Source organism: Paraburkholderia sp., assembly GCF_050742655.1.
Lineage (GTDB): Bacteria > Pseudomonadota > Gammaproteobacteria > Burkholderiales > Burkholderiaceae > Paraburkholderia.
In genome coordinates this window covers 80,597-98,842 of the sequence record NZ_JBOIGG010000008.1, presented here as the reverse complement: position 1 = coordinate 98,842, position 18,246 = coordinate 80,597, and the positions used below count along the sequence as shown (strand labels likewise).

Here is an 18,246-nt window from a genome sequence, read left to right as displayed (position 1 = left end):
TGCGGAAACGCGCAAAAACGCTAGTGCTTCGCGGCGACAGCCAGCGCACCCGGCGTATCCGCCGCCCGCTGAACACGCTGCTGATCCGCTCGCGCCTCCTCGCAGCAACGCTCATGCTCGCGCGACAACCGGCGCATCAGCGGCAGCAGCAGCACGGCGATCAACACGCCGAGCGCCGCCAGCCAGCCGAGCCCGTTGAAGAGCTTCGTGTACAACGGCAGCGACTGCAGCGGATCGAGATCGCCGGACGGCATCTGCGCGAAGTTCGCGACGACGCTGCCCAGATACTGCGACACGCCCGTCGCGACAAAGTACGCGCCCATCATGAAGCCACCCATCCGCACCGGCACGTAACGCGCGATCATCGCGAGGCCGAGGCCGCTGACGAGCAGTTCGCCGAGCGAATACAACCCATAGCCGCCGACCATGAACCACGACGACACGCGTCCGTCGACCGCATAGCGGCCACTCAGCGCATAGACGAAGAAGCCCGCCGACACCACCGCGAAGCCGAGCGCGTATTTCGCCGCGACCGACACGTCGCTGCCACGCCTGGCGAGCCGCGTGTACAGCAGCGCGAGCAGCGGGCTCAACAGCATGATCCAGATCGGATTCAGCGCCTGGAACTGCCCGGCGCTCCACGAGAACAGCGACACACCGAACAGCGAGAAATGCGGATCGACGTTGCGCAGCGCGAACAGCGTCAGCGACGTCGACATCTGCTGATAGAACACGAAGAACAGGATCACCTGCAGCGTGAGGATCAGCGCCGCGACGAGTCCCGCGCGCTCCGCCCGTTCGCAGCGCGTAAGCATATAGCCGAAGATCGCGAGGATCGCGACGCCGGCCACGTACACGCAGGCCACCGCGATCGCCTTGTGTTGCAGCACGTAGGTCGTCGCGAAGGCGATCACGACGCCGCCCGCCGCGATCGCGCCCAGCGCCTTCCAGCGCACCGGTTCGGCGTCCGGTTCCGAGCCGATGTGTGCCAGCGAGCGATACAGCAGGAAGAAATTCAGCACGCCGAGCAGCATGCCGGCGCAGCAGACGCCGAACGCCGCGTGCCATCCCCAGTGATCCTTGATCCACGGCGTCGCGAGGATCGACAGCGTCGAACCGATGTTGACGGCCATGTAGTAAATCGTGAACGCGCTGTCGATACGCGCGTCGTCGCCCTCGTAGATGCGCCGCACGAGGTTCGCCGCATTCGCCTTGAAGAGCCCGTTGCCGACGACGATCACGCCGAGCGACACATACATGTGGGCAAGGCTGTCGGTCGGCATCGCGAGCATCAGGTAGCCGCCCGCGAGCACGACTGCGCCGCAGATCATCGTGCGGCGCGTGCCGAGAATCCGGTCGCCGATCCAGCCGCCTATCGAAGGCGCCGCATAGACGAGCGCCGTGAACGCGCCCCAGGTCAGATTGGCGTGGCTGTCCGCGAAGCCGAGCCGGTTCACCATGAACAGCACGAGCAGCGCCGCCATGCCGTAATAGCCGAAACGCTCCCACATTTCGATCAGGAAGACCGTCGAGAACGATCGGGTCTGGGAGACGGGAGATTTCATCGTCGTATACCTCTTGTGCATGTACAGATAGCGACGCGCGCAGGTTGGGCGCGGCGCGGGAAAACCAGTCCGGAAACCGTCGCGCCATGGCGTGCGACGCTTGTCGAAACTGTGGAATCGGGAAATGGGAAGCAGGCACCGCGCCGCACCGCCGGGACGGCAGCATGACGGATAGGCCGTAGAGGCGCGATGCGGACCGTCACCGTCGGGCAGGCGGTCTCGCGAGGAGGGGCGCTGGGTCGTGCCGCGCGTGGAACTGAAGCGCGCGGACGACCCACGTCGAAATAGAAGGTGTCGTTCATGTCGATCAAAAACCGGCGATCCGGATAGGACCGGCCGGTCGAATAGCCGCGGCAGGATCGCTGCGCTGCGTGAATTTCCACAAGCGTTTCCGCAAGCAGACCGAAAGATTCGACGGTCCGCAAGCGGTGGCGATTCTGCTGATGGATGGCGGTGGCGTCACTCCGGGTATCCACTGAGATCGAAACGCATATCCACGCCCGGCATGATTTCCGGCCGGTCGACGTGCGACGGGATCGCTCGCTGTGTGCACAAGGCGTTATGCGGATCGGGTCTAATCACTTACTCTCCCGTTATTACTTCGCATCCAGCGGTAAGAACACCGCTAATTTCGACAAGTTTCATGCATTTAGCGGTTGGACGGGAGGGTTCTGGCGACATAGAGTGTGGTCTCAAAAAAAGCAGGGAGCCGGGTCGCGGGCACGAAACTACGGATCGCCGACGACCGGAAGGCTATCAAACAAGATTTACTTATATCAAACAAATTTTGACGGGGTGATTTCGTCCTGATATGGTCTCGACACTCGAAAAAAAGGATCCCGCTCTAGTGCTGGGCAGCAAGATACGCGCGTTGAGGCATCGCCTGAAACGCACCCTCGACGACACGGCAAGTGCAGCGGGCATTTCGAAGCCGTTCCTGTCGCAAGTCGAACGCGGCCTCGCGTCGCCCTCCATCACGTCGCTGGCGGGCATCGCGCACGCGCTCGGCGTGACTGTGCAGTACTTCGTCGATACGCCGAGCGAGGAGCGCTCGGTCTGTCGCGGCGATCAGTTGAAGTTTTTTGGGTTCGCGGATTCCGCGAACCTGTTTGCCCGGATGACCAATCTTTCCGGAGGCCGCCAGCTGGAGGCGATCCTCGTGAAGATGCCGCCGGGACAGAAGCGCTCGGAAGTCACGACGCATGCGGGCGAAGAGTTTCTCTACGTGATCGCAGGCGAAGTGTCGCTGACGCTGGAAGGCAAGACGTTCGTGCTGCACGGCGGAGATAGCGCGCACTACGAATCGACCGTGCCGCATAGCTGGGCCAATACGGCCCGTGTGGAATCGGTTGTCGTCTGGGTAGGTACACCGAGACTGTTTTAGATCGCAGGCGTTCGGATCGTTCACATGCGTCGAGCGGAATGCCTGCGTTACGTTTTACAAGGATTCCTGCATGCTGGACAGACAACAGGGGCCTCCCCGGCCCCGCGGCAGATAACCGGGCGCGCCGCCGCGCACCGGTAGTCCTTTCCACACTTTCTCTGCGATCTCACCCATGAAAAAAACGACCGCCTTCGCGACGGCGCTGGCCGCGCTCGTCCTCGCCCTGACCGGTCCCGCCGGTGCTGTTACCGTGCCGCCCGGCGTCACGCTCTCCGCGAGCCAGGAAATCACGCGCCAGGTGCGCGGCGAAGTCGAGTCGCTCGACCCCGCTCACATCGAATCGTGGAACGCCAATACCGTGGGCCTCGATCTGTTCGAAGGGTTGACGCGCATCGACGCGAGCGGTGCGGTGGTACCGGGCGTTGCACAGTCGTGGAAGCGTACCGGACCGGACACATGGGTATTCAAACTGCGTCACGACGCGAAGTGGAGCAACGGCCAGCCGGTTACCGCAGCGGACTTCGTGTATGCCTGGCAGCGCGTCGTCGATCCGAAAACCGGTTCGAAGTACACGATCCTCGTCGAGTTCGTGAAAAATGCGGAGGCGATCATCGCGGGCAAGATGCCGCCGTCGAGCCTCGCCGTCCGCGCCACCGATCCCTACACGCTCGAAGTCACCACCGCGGTGCCGGCCGCGTACTTCCCCGAACTCACGGCAATGGCGACGATGGTCCCGGTCGATCGCGCGACGGTGACGAAGTTCGGCGATGCGTGGACCCGTGCCGGCAACCTGGTAGGCAATGGTGCCTATACGATGACCGACTGGCAGCCGAACAACCGTATCGTGATGGTGAAGAACACCCACTACTGGAATGCGCCGAAGGTGGTGATCTCGAAGGTGACGTACCTGCCAATCGAAGACAACGAAACGGCGATGCGCATGTATCAGGCGGGCCAGTTCGACTACACCTACTCGATTCCGTCGGGTATCTACGCGCAGGTGTCGAAGCAGTTCGGCGGCGAACTGCGCACCGGCCTGCAGATCGCCACTTACTACTACAGCCTCGACAACAACGACCCCGCCTTCAAGGACAAGCGCGTGCGCGAGGCGCTATCGATGGTGCTGGATCGCGACCTGCTCACCTCGAAGCTCACGCAGGCGGGCGAACAGCCGGTGTACGGCCTGATCGTGAAAGGCACCAAGGGCGCGGGTACGTTTACCCCCGACTGGGCCGCGTGGCCGATGGCCAAACGTGTGGACTACGCGCGCAACCTGATGAAGCAGGCCGGCTACTCGGACGCGAAGCCGCTCACCTTCACGCTCACGTACGACACCAACGACCTGCATAAAAAGGTGGCGCTCTTCGTGACCTCCGAATGGCGTACCAAGCTCGGCGTCACTGCAAAGCTCGAGAACGTCGAGTACAAGGTGCTGCTCAAGCAGCGTCATGACGGCAAGGTTCAGGCGTCGCGCGATGGCTGGTTCGTCGACTACAACGACGCAATGTCGTATTTCGACCTGATCCGCTGCGGCGGCGTGCAGAACGACGTACGCTACTGCAATCCGAAGGTCGACGCGCTGGTCGCACAGGCCAACCAGCAACTCGACGACGCGCAGCGCACCGCCCTGCTCACGCAGGCGTTCGACCTCGCGATGAACGACTACCCGATGATCCCGCTGTTCCAGTATTCGGCGGACCGGCTCGTGAAGTCGTATGTGGGAGGCTACCTGCCGACCAATTACATCGACATGCGCGAATCGCAGGACCTGTACCTGCTCAAGCACTGAGCCCAGGAGTCCCGTCATGCTGGCGTACACCCTAAGGCGCACGCTGTGGGCGATCCCGACGATCCTCGCCGTGATCACCGCGTGCTACCTGCTGCTGCATCTGACTCCCGGCGGTCCGTTCGACACCGAAAAGCATCTGTCGGCGGCCGTGATGGCCAACCTCGATGCGAAGTACCATCTCGACCTGCCGCTGTGGCGCCAGTACCTGCTGTACCTGAACTCGCTGCTGCACGGCGATCTCGGGCCATCGTTCCGCTACGTCGACTGGTCGGTCAACGATCTGGTGTGGCGGGCACTGCCGGTGAGCCTCGGTGTCGGCGGCATCTCGGTGCCGATCGCGTTCGTGATCGGCGTACTGCTCGGCACGATCGCCGCCGTGCGACGCGACAGCGTGATCGACTACGGCGTGATGGTGCTCGGCAATATCGGCAACGTAATCCCGCCGTTCGTGCTCGGCCCGGTACTCGTCTGGGTCTTCGCGATCCTGCTGAAGGGTTCGGCAGGCCACGGCCTGCTGCCCGCCGGCGGCTGGGGCGACGGCGAATGGCACTATCGCGTGCTGCCGATCGTGCTGCTCACCTTCATCAACGTCGCCGCGATCGCGCGCGTGATGCGCGGCAGCCTGATCGAGGTGCTGTCGGGCAACTTCATCCGCACCGCCCGCGCGAAGGGTCTGCCGGGACACATCATCATCCTGCGTCACGCGATGAAGCCCGCACTGATGCCGGTCGTCTCGCTGATGGGTTCGGTCTGCATTTCGTCGATCACCGCTGCGGTCGTCACCGAGTCGGTGTTCGCGCTGCCCGGGCTGGGGCAACTCGTCGTGAACGGCGCGATCAACCGCGACTACACGCTGGTGCTCGGTCTCGTCGTGCTGACGACGGTCGTGGCCGTCCTGTTCAACCTGCTGGTCGACCTCGCGTATGCATGGCTCGACCCGCGCATCCGGTATTGATCCCATGAGCCGCCTCTCTCCTGCCTTCGACGCGCCGCCGGACGTCGTCGCGCCGCCCCGCTCGCGCGGCCCGTTGGCCACCGCCTGCGCACGCTTCGTGCGCAACCGTGCGGGGATGGTCGGGCTCGCCATCCTGCTGCTGATCGTGATCGCGTGCTTCGTCGGCCCGTGGCTGTTGCCCAACAATCCAATCGACAGCGACTGGGGGTCGATCAGCCTGCCGCCCACGTGGGCAAACGCACACTGGTTCGGCACCGACGAACTCGGCCGCGATCTGCTCGTACGCACGCTGGTCGGCGGCCGCGTGTCGCTCGAGGTCGGGCTGCTCGGCACGCTGGTGTCGGGGCTCTTCGGCGTCGCGTGGGGCGCGACGGCGGGCTATCTCGGTGGGCGCGTCGACAGCGCGATGATGCGCATCGTCGACATGATGTACGCGATCCCCTACATGCTGATCGCGATCCTGATGATGACGCTGTTCGGCCGCGCGTTCTATCTGGTCGTGCTGACCATCAGCGCGTTTTCGTGGCTCGACATGGCGCGCGTCGTGCGCGGCCAGACACTGTCGCTGCGCTCGCGCGAATTCGTCGACGCGGCGCGGGCAATCGGCGTCGGCTCGCGGCCGATCATCACGCGTCACATCGTGCCGAACCTGATCGGCGTGGTGGTCGTCTACGCGACCGTCACCGTACCGAACATCGTGCTCACCGAATCCGTGCTGTCGTTCCTCGGCCTCGGCGTGCAGGAACCGATGACGAGCTGGGGCGTGCTGATCCAGGATGGCGCGCAAAAGCTCGAATCGATGCCGTGGCTGCTGCTGTGTCCCGCGGTGCTGCTGTGCGCGACGCTGTACTGCGTGAACTTCGTCGGCGACGGTCTGCGCGACGCACTCGATCCGAAGGACCGCTGACATGGCACTCCTCGAAGTCAAAGACCTGAGCGTGCGCTTCACGCGCCGCGAGGGACCGCCCGTCGACGCCGTGCAGCGCGTGTCCTTTTCGCTCGAAGCAGGCCGCACGCTCGGCATCGTCGGCGAATCGGGCTCGGGCAAAAGTCAGACCGTAATGGCGCTGCTCGGACTGCTCGCGTCGAACGGCAAGGTCACCGGCGAAGCGCGTTATCGCGGCGACGATCTGCTCGCGATGAACACCGCCGCGCTGAACCGCATTCGCGGCGACCGCATCGCGATGATCTTCCAGGACCCGATGACGTCGCTCAATCCGTTCCTGACGATCGAGCGGCAGATGACCGAAACGCTGCAGCTGCATCGCCGCGCGACGCGTCGCGAAGCGCGCCGTCGCGCGATCGAAGCGCTCGAAACGGTCCGCATCCCCGACGCCGCGCGCCGCATCGGCATGTATCCGCATGAGTTCTCCGGCGGCATGCGCCAGCGCGTGATGATCGCGATGGCGCTGCTGTCCGAACCCGAGGTCCTGATCGCCGACGAACCGACCACCGCGCTCGACGTCACCGTGCAGGCACAGATCATTGAATTGCTGCGCGAGCTGAACCGCGAGCGCGGCACCGCGATCGTACTGATCACGCACGATATGGGTGTCGTCGCGGGGCTGTGCGACGACGTGATGGTGATGTACGCCGGCCGCACCGTCGAACAGGCGCCGGCGGAAACGCTGTTCGCCACACCCACACACCCGTACACGATCGGCCTGCTGAATGCGCTGCCGCGTCTCACCGACGATCACGGCGGCGCGCTGCGCACGATTCCCGGCAATCCGCCGCTGCCCGGCCAGGCCGGCGCGGGATGCGCCTTCGCCGCGCGCTGCGCGTTCGCGCGCGACATCTGCCATACCGCGCAGCCGGTGCTGTCCGCGCTCGATGCGCAGGACCACACGCGCCGCGCATGCCACCGCCCCGTCAACGAAATCGTGGAGGCGCTGTGACGACCGCCCAGCAGATAAACACAGCAACAGATGCAGGCTCGCCCGTGCTGCTGTCCGTCAACGATCTGAAAGTGCACTTCCACGTGTCGCGCGGCAGCTTGCCGTGGTCCGGCAAGGCGACGCTGCGTGCCGTCGATGGCGTGTCGTTCGACGTGCGTCGCGGCGAAACGGTCGGGCTCGTCGGCGAATCGGGCTGCGGCAAGTCGACGCTCGCGCGCGCGATCGTCGGCCTCACGCCGGTCACCGCCGGCGGCGTGCAATGGCTCGGCAAAGAGACCGTGCAGGCCGAAGGCCGTCACGCGAAGCGCGACACGACGCAGTTACGCCGCGACGTGCAGATGATTTTCCAGGACCCGCTCGCGTCGCTCGATCCGCGCATGACGATCGCGCAGATCGTCGCGGAGCCGCTGATCACGCATCGTCCCGGCATCGGTCGCGAAGACGTGCGCCGCCGCGTGCTCGCGATGATCGAGCGCGTCGGCCTCAACGAGCAGCATCTGCGCCGCTATCCGCATGAATTCTCCGGCGGCCAGTGCCAGCGCATCGGCATCGCACGCGCACTCGTCGGCGAACCGCAACTGGTGATCTGCGACGAGCCGGTGTCCGCGCTCGACGTGTCGATCCAGGCGCAGATCGTCAATCTGCTGCGCGACCTGCAACGCGAACTGCATCTGTCGCTGCTGTTCGTCGCGCACGATCTCGCGGTGGTGAAGGCAATCAGCCAGCGCGTGCTCGTGATGTACCTCGGCCGCGTGATGGAGTTTGGCGAACGTCACGACGTGTACGGCGCACCCAGCCATCCGTACACGCGCGCGCTGCTGTCGGCGGTGCCGGTCCCCGATCCGGCAATCGAACGCGCACGCAGCCATCTGCTGCTGCGCGGCGAGATTCCATCGCCGCTGTCGCCACCGTCGGGCTGCGCGTTCCGCAACCGCTGCCCCGACGCAATCGACGCGTGCGCGGGCGAAACGCCGCTGCCGCTCGTCCGCGGCGCGACCAGCGCACGCGTTGCGTGCATTCGCGTCGGTAGCGGCTAGCACCGGCTAGCTCTCGCCGCGGCTCCACGCAGCCGCAGCGCTCCCCTGCCTCCCCCCCTTTCCCCGGCGCGGCCGACCGCCGCGTCGATGGAGACGCTCGTCCTGCGACAACAGGATGGGCAAACGCGTGGACTGGCCGACCGCCAGCCGAAGACTGACAAACATAAGAAGAGACGTTTAATGAACCTTACCCTTGGAAAGTCGGATCATCCGAAACGAAGCTGGCTGGCGCTCGGCCTGCCCGCCCTCACCGCGCTCGCCGCAACCTGCAGCGCTTACGCGGACGATGCCGTGCCGTCGACCGCTGGCGCGAAACCCGCGCAGAGCAAGCAGGGCACGCAGATCGCGCAGTCCGCGCCGGTCGGTACGAACAATGCCGTGGTCGACGCCGAAGCAACGCAGACGAAGCTGCCGCCCGAGCAGCTGTCGAGCCAGGCGAAGAGCAACGGCTTCGTCGCCGACAGCCACCTCAACCTGCAATTCCGCAACTACTCGGATTACCTCGAGATCAAGAACACCGTGCATCGGCACGCATGGATTCAGGGCGTGCAGGCGAACTACGAATCGGGCTATACGCAGGGCTTGATCGGCCTCGGCGTCGACGCGTCGCTGTTCGGCGCGCTGAAGCTCGACGGCGGTCAGGGTGCGGGCAACATGGTGCACGTAGCGCCGGGCGGTGGCGGTTCGAACCAGCTCGCGTGGGCTTACCCGGGCATGTATGACATCAAGGGGCGTATTTCGGAAACGGTCGTGAAGTACGGTCTGCAGATCGTGACCAACCCGTTCCTCGAGCCGCACGACAACCGCGCGCTGCCGCCGACCTTCCTCGGCGTCTCGCTCGTCAGCAAGGACGTGAGGGACATGTCGCTCGAGGCCGGCAGCTTCACGAAGACCGACGCGCGCGGGCAAACCCATCTGACCTCGCTGTCGACGTCGTACGGCGGCGTGAAGTTCGATCGCCTGAGCTATGTGGGCGGCAGCTGGAACTACTCGCCGAATGGCACACTGTCGCTGTACGCGGATCAGGCCGACAACGTGTGGCGTCAGTACTTCGCATCGGTCACGCATTCGATCGGCGACCCGTCGACGATCAAGTGGACCGGCCTCGCGAACATCTACTCGACGCACGACGCCGGCGATTCGCTCGAAGGCCACATCAACAGCAACGCGTACAGCCTGTCGATCTCGGCACAGCACGGCGCGCACTCGCTGCTGCTCGGTTTCCAGCAGGTGCTCGGCGACCAGTTCTTCGACTACGTGAACGAAACCAACGGCATCTACCTGACGAACTCGATGGACGTCGACTACAACGCGCCGCATGAAAAGTCGCTGCAGCTGCGCTATTCGGTCGACGGCAAGTACCTCGGCGTGCCGGGTTTCAAGGCGATGCTGTGGGGCCTGACGGGCTGGGGCGCGGACGCATCGGCGGAAGCCGCGGCGAATGCATCGACGTCGAGCCCGCTTCACAACCTGTACTGGAAGAACGGCGAACCGGTGCACGGCCGCCATCACGAGATCGGCTTCATCCCGAGCTATACGCTGCAAAGCGGCCGCTTCAAGGACACGAAGATCACGTTCATCGCGATGTGGCACGTCGCGCAGGCGCACTACTCCGACAGCAACAACATGGAGTACCGCCTCGTGGTCAATGTGCCGATCAAGGTGTTCTAAGCCTCGCGCCTGCGGCCACCTGAAAAGAAAAGATCAGCCGATCGTCCCGGTCGCAATCGGGACGATCGCCTGCATCGGCCGTCGCAATGCCGCGTCGAACGGATTGGTCTGCGGACCGATCGCATCGGCCTGGCGGCGCAGCAGTTCGACGACCATCGGCAGACGGTCGTCGCCGAGCCGCGACGCGAGCGTCCCGACGCTCAGCGCGGCCACCGCGGTCCCGGTCCGGTCGAGCACCGGCACCGCCACCCCCGCCATCCCGTCGAGCAGACCGCTGCTGCGCCCCGCATAGCCGAGCTGCCGCACGCGTTCGATCTCCGTGCGCAGAAAGACTTCATCGAGTACGCCGTAGCCGCGAATGCGCGGCACGTTGTAGCGGATGATCTCCTCACGTTCCGCTTCCGGCAGGAACGCGAGAATCGCGAGACTGCCCTGGCCGACGCCGAGCGCAACCCGCCCGCCGATGTCGCCGGTGAACGAGCGGATCGGAAACGGCCCTTCGCACAAATCCAGACAGACCGCGTCGAAGCCGCTCTTCGCGAGCAGGAAGATCGTGTCGCCGAGGCTCGCGCACAACCGCAGCAGCGCCGGCCGGCACAGCGTGCGCATCCCGTTCGGATTGCCCGCCTGCGCAGCGAGCGCGAAGAACTCGACGCTCAGACGGTACAGCTTCGACTGCTCGTCCTGCTCGACCATCCCTTCGGCGATCAGCGACTGCAGGATGCGGTGCACGGTGCCTTGCGTGAGCCCGACGGCTTTCGCGAGCCGCGTGACGCGCGCACCGTCCTGCATGCCGGCCAGCGCGCGCAGCACCGCGAACGCCCGTTGCAGCATGCCGGGGCCGGGCGCGGCCGGGTCATCTGGTTCCTCTCGAGCGGCGATTGCCATCGTTTTTCTCCCCATCTATTCCATTTAATGGAATATTAGCACGATCGCCTTTCCGATGATCAAGAGCCAGTTACAGCGGCCTTTGGCTTAAATTATCGGAAAAATTAGGGGTAACCCGAATCCATTCAAACGGAATCTCTTTTCTCTAACTCATCAATTCGTTCCGTTTATCGGAATCTTTTTAAAATTCTTCTCGGTTAACGGAATTCCAAATTGACGCCCCGTAATTTGGCTGGCTAGAGTCGGCTCCAATGAAGCCCGGCAACTCGCCGGCGCGCATCGAAGGGCCCATCCCATGTCGTTCCTCACGCTCACGGACCTGACCAAATCGTTCGGCGACCTGCACGCGGTCCTCGACGTGAACCTGTCGGTCGAAAAAGGCGAGTTCGTGTCGCTGCTCGGTCCGTCCGGCTGCGGCAAGACCACGACGCTGCAGATGATCGCCGGCTTCGTCGATGCGACGCGCGGCCGCATCTCGCTCGACGGCCGCGACATCACGGAGATGAAACCGAACCGCCGCGGGCTTGGCGTCGTGTTCCAGAGCTACGCGCTGTTTCCGCACATGAGCGTCGCGGAGAACGTCAGCTTCGGGCTCGAGATGCGCGGTATCGACAAGGCCAAACGCACAGAGCGGATTCGCGAGGCGCTCGCGCTCGTGCGACTCGATACGCTCGCGCACCGCTTCCCGCGCGAACTGTCCGGCGGCCAGCGGCAGCGCGTCGCGCTCGCGCGCGCGATCGTCATCGCACCACCGGTGCTGCTGCTCGACGAACCGATGTCGAACCTCGATGCGAAGCTGCGAGAAGACATGCAGTTCGAACTGCGCGCGATCCAGCGCAAGATCGGCACGACGACAATCATGGTCACGCACGATCAGTCCGAAGCGCTGTCGATCAGCGATCGCGTCGTCGTGATGGAGGCGGGACGCATCACGCAGATCGACACGCCGTATCACGCATACGAACGTCCCGAGAACCTGTTCGTGTCGCAGTTCATCGGCAAGGCGAACATGCTGGCGGGCACGGTCGTCGCCCGCGACGGCGACGCGATCCGCATCGACCTCGGTCACGATCTCGCCGAAACCGGCCACACCGCGCAGTTGCCGATGCGCGAGCGCGCGGTGAACGTCGGCGACCCGGTGACGCTGTGCATCCGGCCGGAAAAACTGCGGCTCTGCGCACCCGGCAGCGGCCGGCTGTCCGCGACGGTGACGAGCCGGTTCTTTCTCGGCAGCCAGTGGCTGTATCGCGTCGACAGCACGCTCGGCGAAGTGCTCGTGTGCTGTCAGAACGAAGGCACGGAGCCGCTCGCGGAAGGCACACCGGTCGGCATCGACTGGAACAGCGACGCGATCCGTTTCATCCAGCGCGAGGCCCGCCATGGCTAGCGCGCTGCCCGCCTCGACGCCCTCACATGTATCACGTGCGCCGTGGCACGCGTACCTGCCGTTGTGGCTGATGTGCGCGCCCGCGTTCGCGCTGTTCGCCGTGCTCGTACTCGTGCCGCTCGCGATGACGCTTATCCTCACGTTCTATCGCTTCGATCCCGCGAGCGGCCCGATCGCCGCGTTCCAGTTCGGCAACTACGCGGACGTGCTGACGTCCTCGTACTTCCACACGATCTTCGCGCGCACCTTCGGCATCGCCGCGCTCACGACCGCGCTGTGCATCGCGATCGGCACGCCGGAAGCGTATGTGCTGTCGCGGATGCGCGATCCGTGGCGTTCGCTGTTCCTGCTCGTGATTCTCGCGCCGCTACTGGTGTCGGTCGTGGTGCGCGCGTTCGGCTGGAGCATGCTGCTCAACACCGATGGCCTCGTGAATCACGCGCTCGGCGTGTTCGGCCTCGGGCCCTACAAGCTCGAATACACGACGTTCGCAATCGTGATCGCGCTCGTCCACGTGATGCTGCCGTTCATGGTGATCCCCGTCTGGACCGCGCTGCAGAAACTCGATCCGCAGACGGAGAACGCCGCGCTGTCGCTGATGGCGTCGCCTGCGACCACACTGCGCCGCATCGTGCTGCCGCAGCTGATGCCCGGCATCCTGTCGGGCAGTCTGATGGTGTTCGGTCTGTCCGCGAGCGCATTCGCGATTCCGGGCCTGCTCGGTGGACGCCGTCTGAAAGTCGCAGCCACTGCCGTCTATGACGAGTTCCTCGGGTCGCTGAACTGGCCGCTCGGCGCGACGATCGCGCTGCTGCTGCTCGCCGCGAATCTCATCGTGATGCTCACGTACTACCGCGTGCTCGAGCGTCGCTACGCACGCAGCATCGGCTAGGGGCCCGCGATGAGAAAGAATGGCCCGCTGGCCCTCGCCTTCCACACGCTCGTGATCCTGTTCGTGCTCGCGCCGCTCGCGATCGTCGTGCTGGTCGCGTTCACACCCGACCAGACACTGACGCTGCCCACACACGGCTTCTCGCTGCGCTGGTTCCGCGCGATCCTCGACTACCCGGATTTCATCAGTGCGTTCTTTAACAGCCTGAGGCTCGCGTTCGCGTCGGCGACGCTGTCGCTTGTCGTCGCACTGCCCGCCGGTCTCGCGATTGGCCGCGCACGCTTTCCCGGTCGCGGCTTCCTGAACGGTCTGCTGCTGTCGCCGCTCGTGATTCCCGGCCTCGTACTCGGCATCGCGTTGCTGCGCTTCTTCGCGCTGATCGGCGCGACCGGCTCGTTCGCGTGGCTCGTGCTCGCGCACATGATCATCATCACGCCGTTCGTGATGCGGCTCGTGCTCGCGTCGGTGAGCGGGCTCGACCGCAGCATCGAACACGCCGCGTATTCGCTCGGCGCCGACAGCTGGACCGCGTTCCGCCGCGTCACGCTGCCGATGATCCTGCCGGGCATCACTGGCGGCTGGCTGCTCGCATTCATCAACAGCTTCGACGAGCTGACGATGTCGATCTTCGTCACGTCGCCGCAGACGGTGACGCTGCCGGTCCGCATGTACATGTACGCGACCGAATCGATCGACCCGATGATGGCGTCGGTGTCGGCGCTCGTGATCTTCATTACCGCAGGCGCGATGCTGCTGCTCGATCGCGTGTACGGACTCAACCGCATTCTGATCGGCCAACATTGATGTCTTCTTCCGATTCGCTCAACGCCCAGGCGGCCGGTGCGCAGTTCGTCCGGCTTGCCGAGACGCAGCGCGCACCGCTCGCGTTCGTGCTCGACGGCCAGCCCGCCGCCGCTCTCGCTGGCGACACCGTGCTCACCGCGATCCTCATGCAGCAGCGCAGCGTCCGCGCAAGCGAATTCAGCGGCGAGCCGCGCGCGGGCTTCTGCCTGATCGGCGCGTGTCAGGACTGCTGGGTCCGCACCGAGGACGGCGCACGCGTGCGCGCGTGCTCGACCGTTATCACCGACGGCATGCGCATCGTCACGCGCACAGCGGGAGCCAGCCGATGACGTCGACTGCCCGCATCGTGATCGTCGGCGCCGGACCGGCCGGCGTACGCGCCGCGCAAACGTTGGTCGCCGCCGGTCTCGCACCGGTCGTGATCGACGAGAACGCGCGCTGGGGTGGCCAGATCTATCGTCAGCCGCCGGAAAGCGGCGCGTTCGCGCGGCCGAAAAGCGCGCTGTACGGTTTCGAAGCGCACAAGGCCGACGCGCTGCACACGACGATGGCCGCGCTGCTGCCGAAGCTCGACTACCGGCCCGACACGCTCGCGTGGGCCTGCGAGCCCGGTCATCTCGACACGCTGCATGCGGGCCGCGAAGCGCGCGTGCCGTTCACGCATCTGATCGTCGCGAGCGGTGCAACCGACCGCGTGCTGCCGGTGCCCGGCTGGACCCTGCCGGGCGTCTACACGCTCGGTGGCGCGCAGGTCGCGCTGAAAGCGCAGGGCTGCGCGATCGGCCGGCGCGTCGTGCTCGCCGGGACCGGGCCGCTGCTCTATCTGGTCGCGTATCAGTACGCGAAGGCGGGCGCGCAGATCGCTGCGGTGCTCGACACGAGTGCGTGGTCGCAACAGATCGCCGCGACGCCGCGGCTCGCGCGGCTGCCTTCGACGTTCGCGAAGGGGCTCTACTACGTCGGCTGGCTGAAGGCGCACGGCGTGCGGATCGAACGCGGCGTGACGCTCGACGCGGTGCGCGGCGAACGCTTCGTCACCGGCATCGCGTGGCGCCGCAGCGAGCACGACACGACCGTGCAGACGCTCGAGTGCGACGCGGTCGGCATCGGCTTCGGATTGCGGCCCGAAACGCAGCTCGCGGATCTTGCCGGTTGCCGCTTCCGCTTCGATGAACTCAATCGCTGCTGGCTGCCGGAACTCGATGCACACGGACGCAGTTCGGTGCGAGGCATCTATCTGGCCGGCGACGGCGCGGGCATCGCCGGTGCCGATGCGGCCGAAGCCGCAGGGCGCCGCGTCGCACTCGCGCTGCTCGACGACCTCGGTATCGAAGCGCAGCCAGTCGCAGGTCAACCCGGCGCGGCGACACTCGAACGTCGTCTGCAACGCATCGCCGTGTTCCGCGCAGGCATCGAAGCGGCATTCGCTCCGCCCACGCGCTGCGCGTCGCGCTGGCCCGACGACATGACCGTGTGCCGCTGCGAGGAAGTCGATGCGGGCACGCTGCGCCAGTGCATCCGCGCGGGCGAAGCGACCGAGATCAATCGTCTGAAGGCACTGACGCGCGTCGGCATGGGTCGCTGCCAGGGCCGCATGTGCGGCGAAGCGGCCGCCGCGCTGCTCGCCGACGAAACCGGCCGACCGTTGCATGCGGTCGGCCGATTGCGCAGCCAGCCGCCGGTCAAACCGATCCCGATGTCGCCGATGCTCTACACCGAAGGCGTGACCTCGATTCCCGAGGAGGCGCGCGATGAGTGACGCACTGCACTACGACGTCGCGATCGCGGGCGGCGGTCTCGTCGGCGCATCGACGGCGCTTGCACTCGCGCGACGTGGTCTGCGCGTCGGGCTGTTCGAGCGGCGCTTCTGCGGCGCGCAGGCGAGCGGCGTGAACTACGGCGGCGTGCGCTGCCAGGGACGCCCCGCCGAACAGTTGCCGCTCGCGCTGCGTGCGCGTCGTGTGTGGGACCGGCTGCCGGAGCTGATCGGCATCGACGGCGAATTTGTCGTGTCGGGTCACCTGCGGCTCGCGCGCAGCGAAGCCGATCTCGCCGCGCTCGAAGCGTATGCGCAGCTCGCGCGCGAACATGGCCTCGATCTGCAACTGATCGCCGGCGCGACGTTCCGGCAGCGCTATCCGTGGCTCGGCGAGGCAGCGCTCGCCGGCTCGCTATGCGCGACCGACGGCCACGCGAATCCGCGCCTCGTGTCGCCCGCGTTCGCACGCGCGGCGCGCTCGGCCGGCGCTGACGTGCGCGAACAGACGCCGCTCATCGATGTCGCCCACGACGGCACGCGTTTCCAGCTACGCGCAGGCGAACGAGGCGAGCTTCGTGCAAGCGCCGACTGGCTGATCAACTCGGCGGGCGCATGGGCGAACACGATCGCGGAACGCTTCGGCGAAGCGGTGCCGATGAAACCGATCTACCCGAACATGTGGGTCACCGAGCCGTTGTCGCCGTTCATCACGCACAACCTCGGCGTGTACGGCGGCGGCATCTACGCACGCCAGGTCGCGCGCGGCAACTGCGTGATCGGCGGCGGTCGCGGGCACGGCGACGCGGAATACGGCCAGCCGTCGACCGAGACGACCCGCGCTGTGATGCGCGACGCGTGCGCGCTGCTGCCCGCGCTGCGCGACGCGCTGCTGATCCGGACGTGGAGCGGCGTCGAGGGCTGCACGCCGGACAACAACCCGATGATCGGCGCGAGCCGTAGCGTGCCGCGTCTGCTGCATGCGTTCGGTTTTTCCGGCGGCGGCTTTCTGCTCGCGCCGGGCGTCGGCGAAGTGCTCGCCGAGATGGTCATCGACGGCACGAGTGCGACGCCGCTCGATGCGTTCGCGATCGACCGCTTCGCGTCCCTGCCCGTTCCATCCGTCAACCTTTCCTGAGCCCCTTGAGGAGACCCCCATGAAACTGTCCCGAACGATCGTGGCCGCTGCCGCGTTCTGTCTGATGAGCGCCACGGCCCCCGCCTGGTCGCAGAGCAAAACGCTATACATCGGCATGAACGGCGGACCGATGGAAAAGGCGTACACGACCCAGGTGCTGCCCGACTTCGAGAAAGCGAACAACGTAAAAGTGGTCGTCGTGCCGGGCACGTCGTCGGACGTGCTCGCGAAGCTGCTCGCAAACCGCAACAGCCCGCAGATCCACGTCGCGTTTCTCGACGACGGCGTGATGGCGCGCGCGGTCAGCATGGGTGTGTGCCAGAAGCTCGACGATTCGCCGGTACTGAAGGAGTTGTACCCGTTCGCGCGGATGAAGGGCGACGTCGGCGCAGGCGTGCAGCTCGGCATGACCGGCATCGCGTACAACAAGAAACTGTTCGCGGAAAAAGGCTGGGCACCGCCGACGTCGTGGATGGACTTCGCCGATCCGAAGTACAAGGGCAAGGTGGTGTTCCAGTCGGCGTCGAGCAGCACGTTCGGTTTGCACGGCTTTCTCGCGATCAACCGGCTGCTCGGCGGCAGCGAGCAGAACGTCGAGCCCGGCTTCACGAAATGGGCGACCACGGTCGGCCCGAACGTCGTCGAATACATTCCGAACTCGGCGAAGATTTCGGAGATGGTGCAGACCGGCGAAGCGGGTCTCTTCCCGCTCACGCCGACCGCCGTCGGCGACCTGCAGGACAAGGGCATTCCGGTCGCTTACGTGAACCCGAAGGAAGGACCGGTGCTGCTGCTCGTCGACGTCTGCGTCGTGGCCAACAACCCAGACCCGCAGCTCGCACAGAAGCTCGTGCAGTTCCTGCTGTCCGCACCGTCGCAGACGAAGGCGGCCGAAACCAGCAGGCAGATTCCGACCAACCGCCTCGCGAAGATGCCCCCGTCGATGCAGCAGAGCCTCGGCGACCTCAACGCACTCGTGAGCAAGGTCACCGTGGTCGACTGGGAGACGATCAACGCGCACCGCGCGCAGTGGGACACGCGCTGGAACCGGCAGATCGAGCGCTAGGGGCGCTCGCTGCCGC

Annotated in this window: 16 protein-coding genes; 14 read left to right on the top strand and 2 right to left on the bottom strand. The window is 65.6% G+C overall.

The annotated features are described in order from the left end of the window. Nucleotides 1–20: 20 nt before the first annotated feature. Complete coding sequence (locus ACREXZ_RS13475; protein WP_431764580.1) at nt 21–1,565, bottom strand: peptide MFS transporter; 1,545 nt, start codon at nt 1,563–1,565, stop codon at nt 21–23. Nucleotides 1,566–2,376: 811 nt separating this feature from the next. On the opposite strand from ACREXZ_RS13475, the gene ACREXZ_RS13470 reads away from it, so the two are divergent. From ACREXZ_RS13470 to ACREXZ_RS13440, 7 genes are all read left to right on the top strand, one after another. Then, the gene (locus ACREXZ_RS13470) at nt 2,377–2,949 is read left to right on the top strand and encodes a helix-turn-helix domain-containing protein (protein ID WP_431764579.1); all 573 of its coding nucleotides are present in this window, start codon (nt 2,377–2,379) and stop codon (nt 2,947–2,949) included. A 172-nt stretch (nt 2,950–3,121) separates the two neighbouring features. Beyond that, on the top strand, nt 3,122–4,738 hold the full coding sequence (locus ACREXZ_RS13465; protein WP_431764578.1) for a peptide ABC transporter substrate-binding protein: 1,617 nt from the start codon (nt 3,122–3,124) through the stop codon (nt 4,736–4,738). Between the two features lie 16 nt (nt 4,739–4,754). Further along, a complete protein-coding gene (locus ACREXZ_RS13460; protein ID WP_431764577.1) occupies nt 4,755–5,693 on the top strand; it encodes an ABC transporter permease subunit in 939 nt (312 codons plus the stop codon). A 4-nt stretch (nt 5,694–5,697) separates the two neighbouring features. Further along, the gene (locus tag ACREXZ_RS13455; RefSeq protein ID WP_431764576.1) at nt 5,698–6,600 is read left to right on the top strand and encodes an ABC transporter permease; all 903 of its coding nucleotides are present in this window, start codon (nt 5,698–5,700) and stop codon (nt 6,598–6,600) included. Nucleotide 6,601: 1 nt separating this feature from the next. Then, entirely contained in the window at nt 6,602–7,591 is a 990-nt protein-coding gene (locus ACREXZ_RS13450) for an ABC transporter ATP-binding protein (protein WP_431764575.1), read from the top strand. Next, nucleotides 7,552–8,628 (top strand): oligopeptide/dipeptide ABC transporter ATP-binding protein, encoded by a 1,077-nt coding sequence (locus ACREXZ_RS13445; protein WP_431764574.1) that lies wholly within the window; start codon nt 7,552–7,554, stop codon nt 8,626–8,628. The genes ACREXZ_RS13450 and ACREXZ_RS13445 overlap by 40 nt, the downstream gene beginning before the upstream one ends. A gap of 180 nt (nt 8,629–8,808) precedes the next feature. After that, nucleotides 8,809–10,299, top strand: coding sequence for an OprD family outer membrane porin (locus tag ACREXZ_RS13440; RefSeq protein WP_431764573.1), 1,491 nt, complete (start codon nt 8,809–8,811; stop codon nt 10,297–10,299). Between the two features lie 33 nt (nt 10,300–10,332). Here ACREXZ_RS13440 and ACREXZ_RS13435 read toward each other — a convergent pair whose 3' ends face one another. Next, nucleotides 10,333–11,187, bottom strand: coding sequence for an IclR family transcriptional regulator (locus ACREXZ_RS13435; RefSeq protein WP_431764572.1), 855 nt, complete (start codon nt 11,185–11,187; stop codon nt 10,333–10,335). Nucleotides 11,188–11,482: 295 nt separating this feature from the next. Here ACREXZ_RS13435 and ACREXZ_RS13430 point away from each other — a divergent pair, with 295 nt between their 5' ends. From ACREXZ_RS13430 to ACREXZ_RS13400, 7 genes are read left to right on the top strand one after another with little or no spacing between them, the layout of a single operon-like run. Beyond that, nucleotides 11,483–12,574 carry an ABC transporter ATP-binding protein gene (locus ACREXZ_RS13430; protein WP_431764571.1) on the top strand — a complete coding sequence of 364 codons (1,092 nt, stop codon included), beginning with the start codon at nt 11,483–11,485 and terminating at the stop codon, nt 12,572–12,574. Continuing rightward, entirely contained in the window at nt 12,567–13,466 is a 900-nt protein-coding gene (locus ACREXZ_RS13425; protein WP_431764570.1) for an ABC transporter permease, read from the top strand. The genes ACREXZ_RS13430 and ACREXZ_RS13425 overlap by 8 nt, the downstream gene beginning before the upstream one ends. Before the next feature lie 9 nt (nt 13,467–13,475). Beyond that, nucleotides 13,476–14,270 carry an ABC transporter permease gene (locus ACREXZ_RS13420; RefSeq protein ID WP_431764569.1) on the top strand — a complete coding sequence of 265 codons (795 nt, stop codon included), beginning with the start codon at nt 13,476–13,478 and terminating at the stop codon, nt 14,268–14,270. Then, nucleotides 14,270–14,599: a (2Fe-2S)-binding protein gene (locus ACREXZ_RS13415; protein ID WP_431764568.1), complete on the top strand. Its 330-nt coding sequence runs from the start codon at nt 14,270–14,272 to the stop codon at nt 14,597–14,599. The genes ACREXZ_RS13420 and ACREXZ_RS13415 overlap by 1 nt, the downstream gene beginning before the upstream one ends. Beyond that, entirely contained in the window at nt 14,596–16,029 is a 1,434-nt protein-coding gene (locus ACREXZ_RS13410; RefSeq protein WP_431764567.1) for an FAD-dependent oxidoreductase, read from the top strand. The genes ACREXZ_RS13415 and ACREXZ_RS13410 overlap by 4 nt, the downstream gene beginning before the upstream one ends. Next, on the top strand, nt 16,022–17,164 hold the full coding sequence (locus ACREXZ_RS13405; protein WP_431764566.1) for an NAD(P)/FAD-dependent oxidoreductase: 1,143 nt from the start codon (nt 16,022–16,024) through the stop codon (nt 17,162–17,164). Before ACREXZ_RS13410 ends, ACREXZ_RS13405 begins: the two co-directional genes overlap by 8 nt. A gap of 19 nt (nt 17,165–17,183) precedes the next feature. Further along, a complete protein-coding gene (locus tag ACREXZ_RS13400) occupies nt 17,184–18,230 on the top strand; it encodes an ABC transporter substrate-binding protein (protein WP_431764565.1) in 1,047 nt (348 codons plus the stop codon). Nucleotides 18,231–18,246: the final 16 nt, after the last annotated feature.

Coding starts and splice junctions, on each gene's coding strand:
- ACREXZ_RS13450 (WP_431764575.1), top strand. CDS start 6,602: ATGGCACTCCTCGAAGTCAAAGACCTGAGCGTGCGCTTCACGCGCCGC.
- ACREXZ_RS13405 (WP_431764566.1), top strand. CDS start 16,022: ATGAGTGACGCACTGCACTACGACGTCGCGATCGCGGGCGGCGGTCTC.
- ACREXZ_RS13455 (WP_431764576.1), top strand. CDS start 5,698: ATGAGCCGCCTCTCTCCTGCCTTCGACGCGCCGCCGGACGTCGTCGCG.
- ACREXZ_RS13475 (WP_431764580.1), bottom strand. CDS start 1,565: ATGAAATCTCCCGTCTCCCAGACCCGATCGTTCTCGACGGTCTTCCTG.
- ACREXZ_RS13460 (WP_431764577.1), top strand. CDS start 4,755: ATGCTGGCGTACACCCTAAGGCGCACGCTGTGGGCGATCCCGACGATC.
- ACREXZ_RS13435 (WP_431764572.1), bottom strand. CDS start 11,187: ATGGCAATCGCCGCTCGAGAGGAACCAGATGACCCGGCCGCGCCCGGC.
- ACREXZ_RS13410 (WP_431764567.1), top strand. CDS start 14,596: ATGACGTCGACTGCCCGCATCGTGATCGTCGGCGCCGGACCGGCCGGC.
- ACREXZ_RS13430 (WP_431764571.1), top strand. CDS start 11,483: ATGTCGTTCCTCACGCTCACGGACCTGACCAAATCGTTCGGCGACCTG.
- ACREXZ_RS13425 (WP_431764570.1), top strand. CDS start 12,567: ATGGCTAGCGCGCTGCCCGCCTCGACGCCCTCACATGTATCACGTGCG.
- ACREXZ_RS13465 (WP_431764578.1), top strand. CDS start 3,122: ATGAAAAAAACGACCGCCTTCGCGACGGCGCTGGCCGCGCTCGTCCTC.
- ACREXZ_RS13400 (WP_431764565.1), top strand. CDS start 17,184: ATGAAACTGTCCCGAACGATCGTGGCCGCTGCCGCGTTCTGTCTGATG.
- ACREXZ_RS13445 (WP_431764574.1), top strand. CDS start 7,552: ATGCCACCGCCCCGTCAACGAAATCGTGGAGGCGCTGTGACGACCGCC.
- ACREXZ_RS13415 (WP_431764568.1), top strand. CDS start 14,270: ATGTCTTCTTCCGATTCGCTCAACGCCCAGGCGGCCGGTGCGCAGTTC.
- ACREXZ_RS13470 (WP_431764579.1), top strand. CDS start 2,377: ATGGTCTCGACACTCGAAAAAAAGGATCCCGCTCTAGTGCTGGGCAGC.
- ACREXZ_RS13440 (WP_431764573.1), top strand. CDS start 8,809: ATGAACCTTACCCTTGGAAAGTCGGATCATCCGAAACGAAGCTGGCTG.
- ACREXZ_RS13420 (WP_431764569.1), top strand. CDS start 13,476: ATGAGAAAGAATGGCCCGCTGGCCCTCGCCTTCCACACGCTCGTGATC.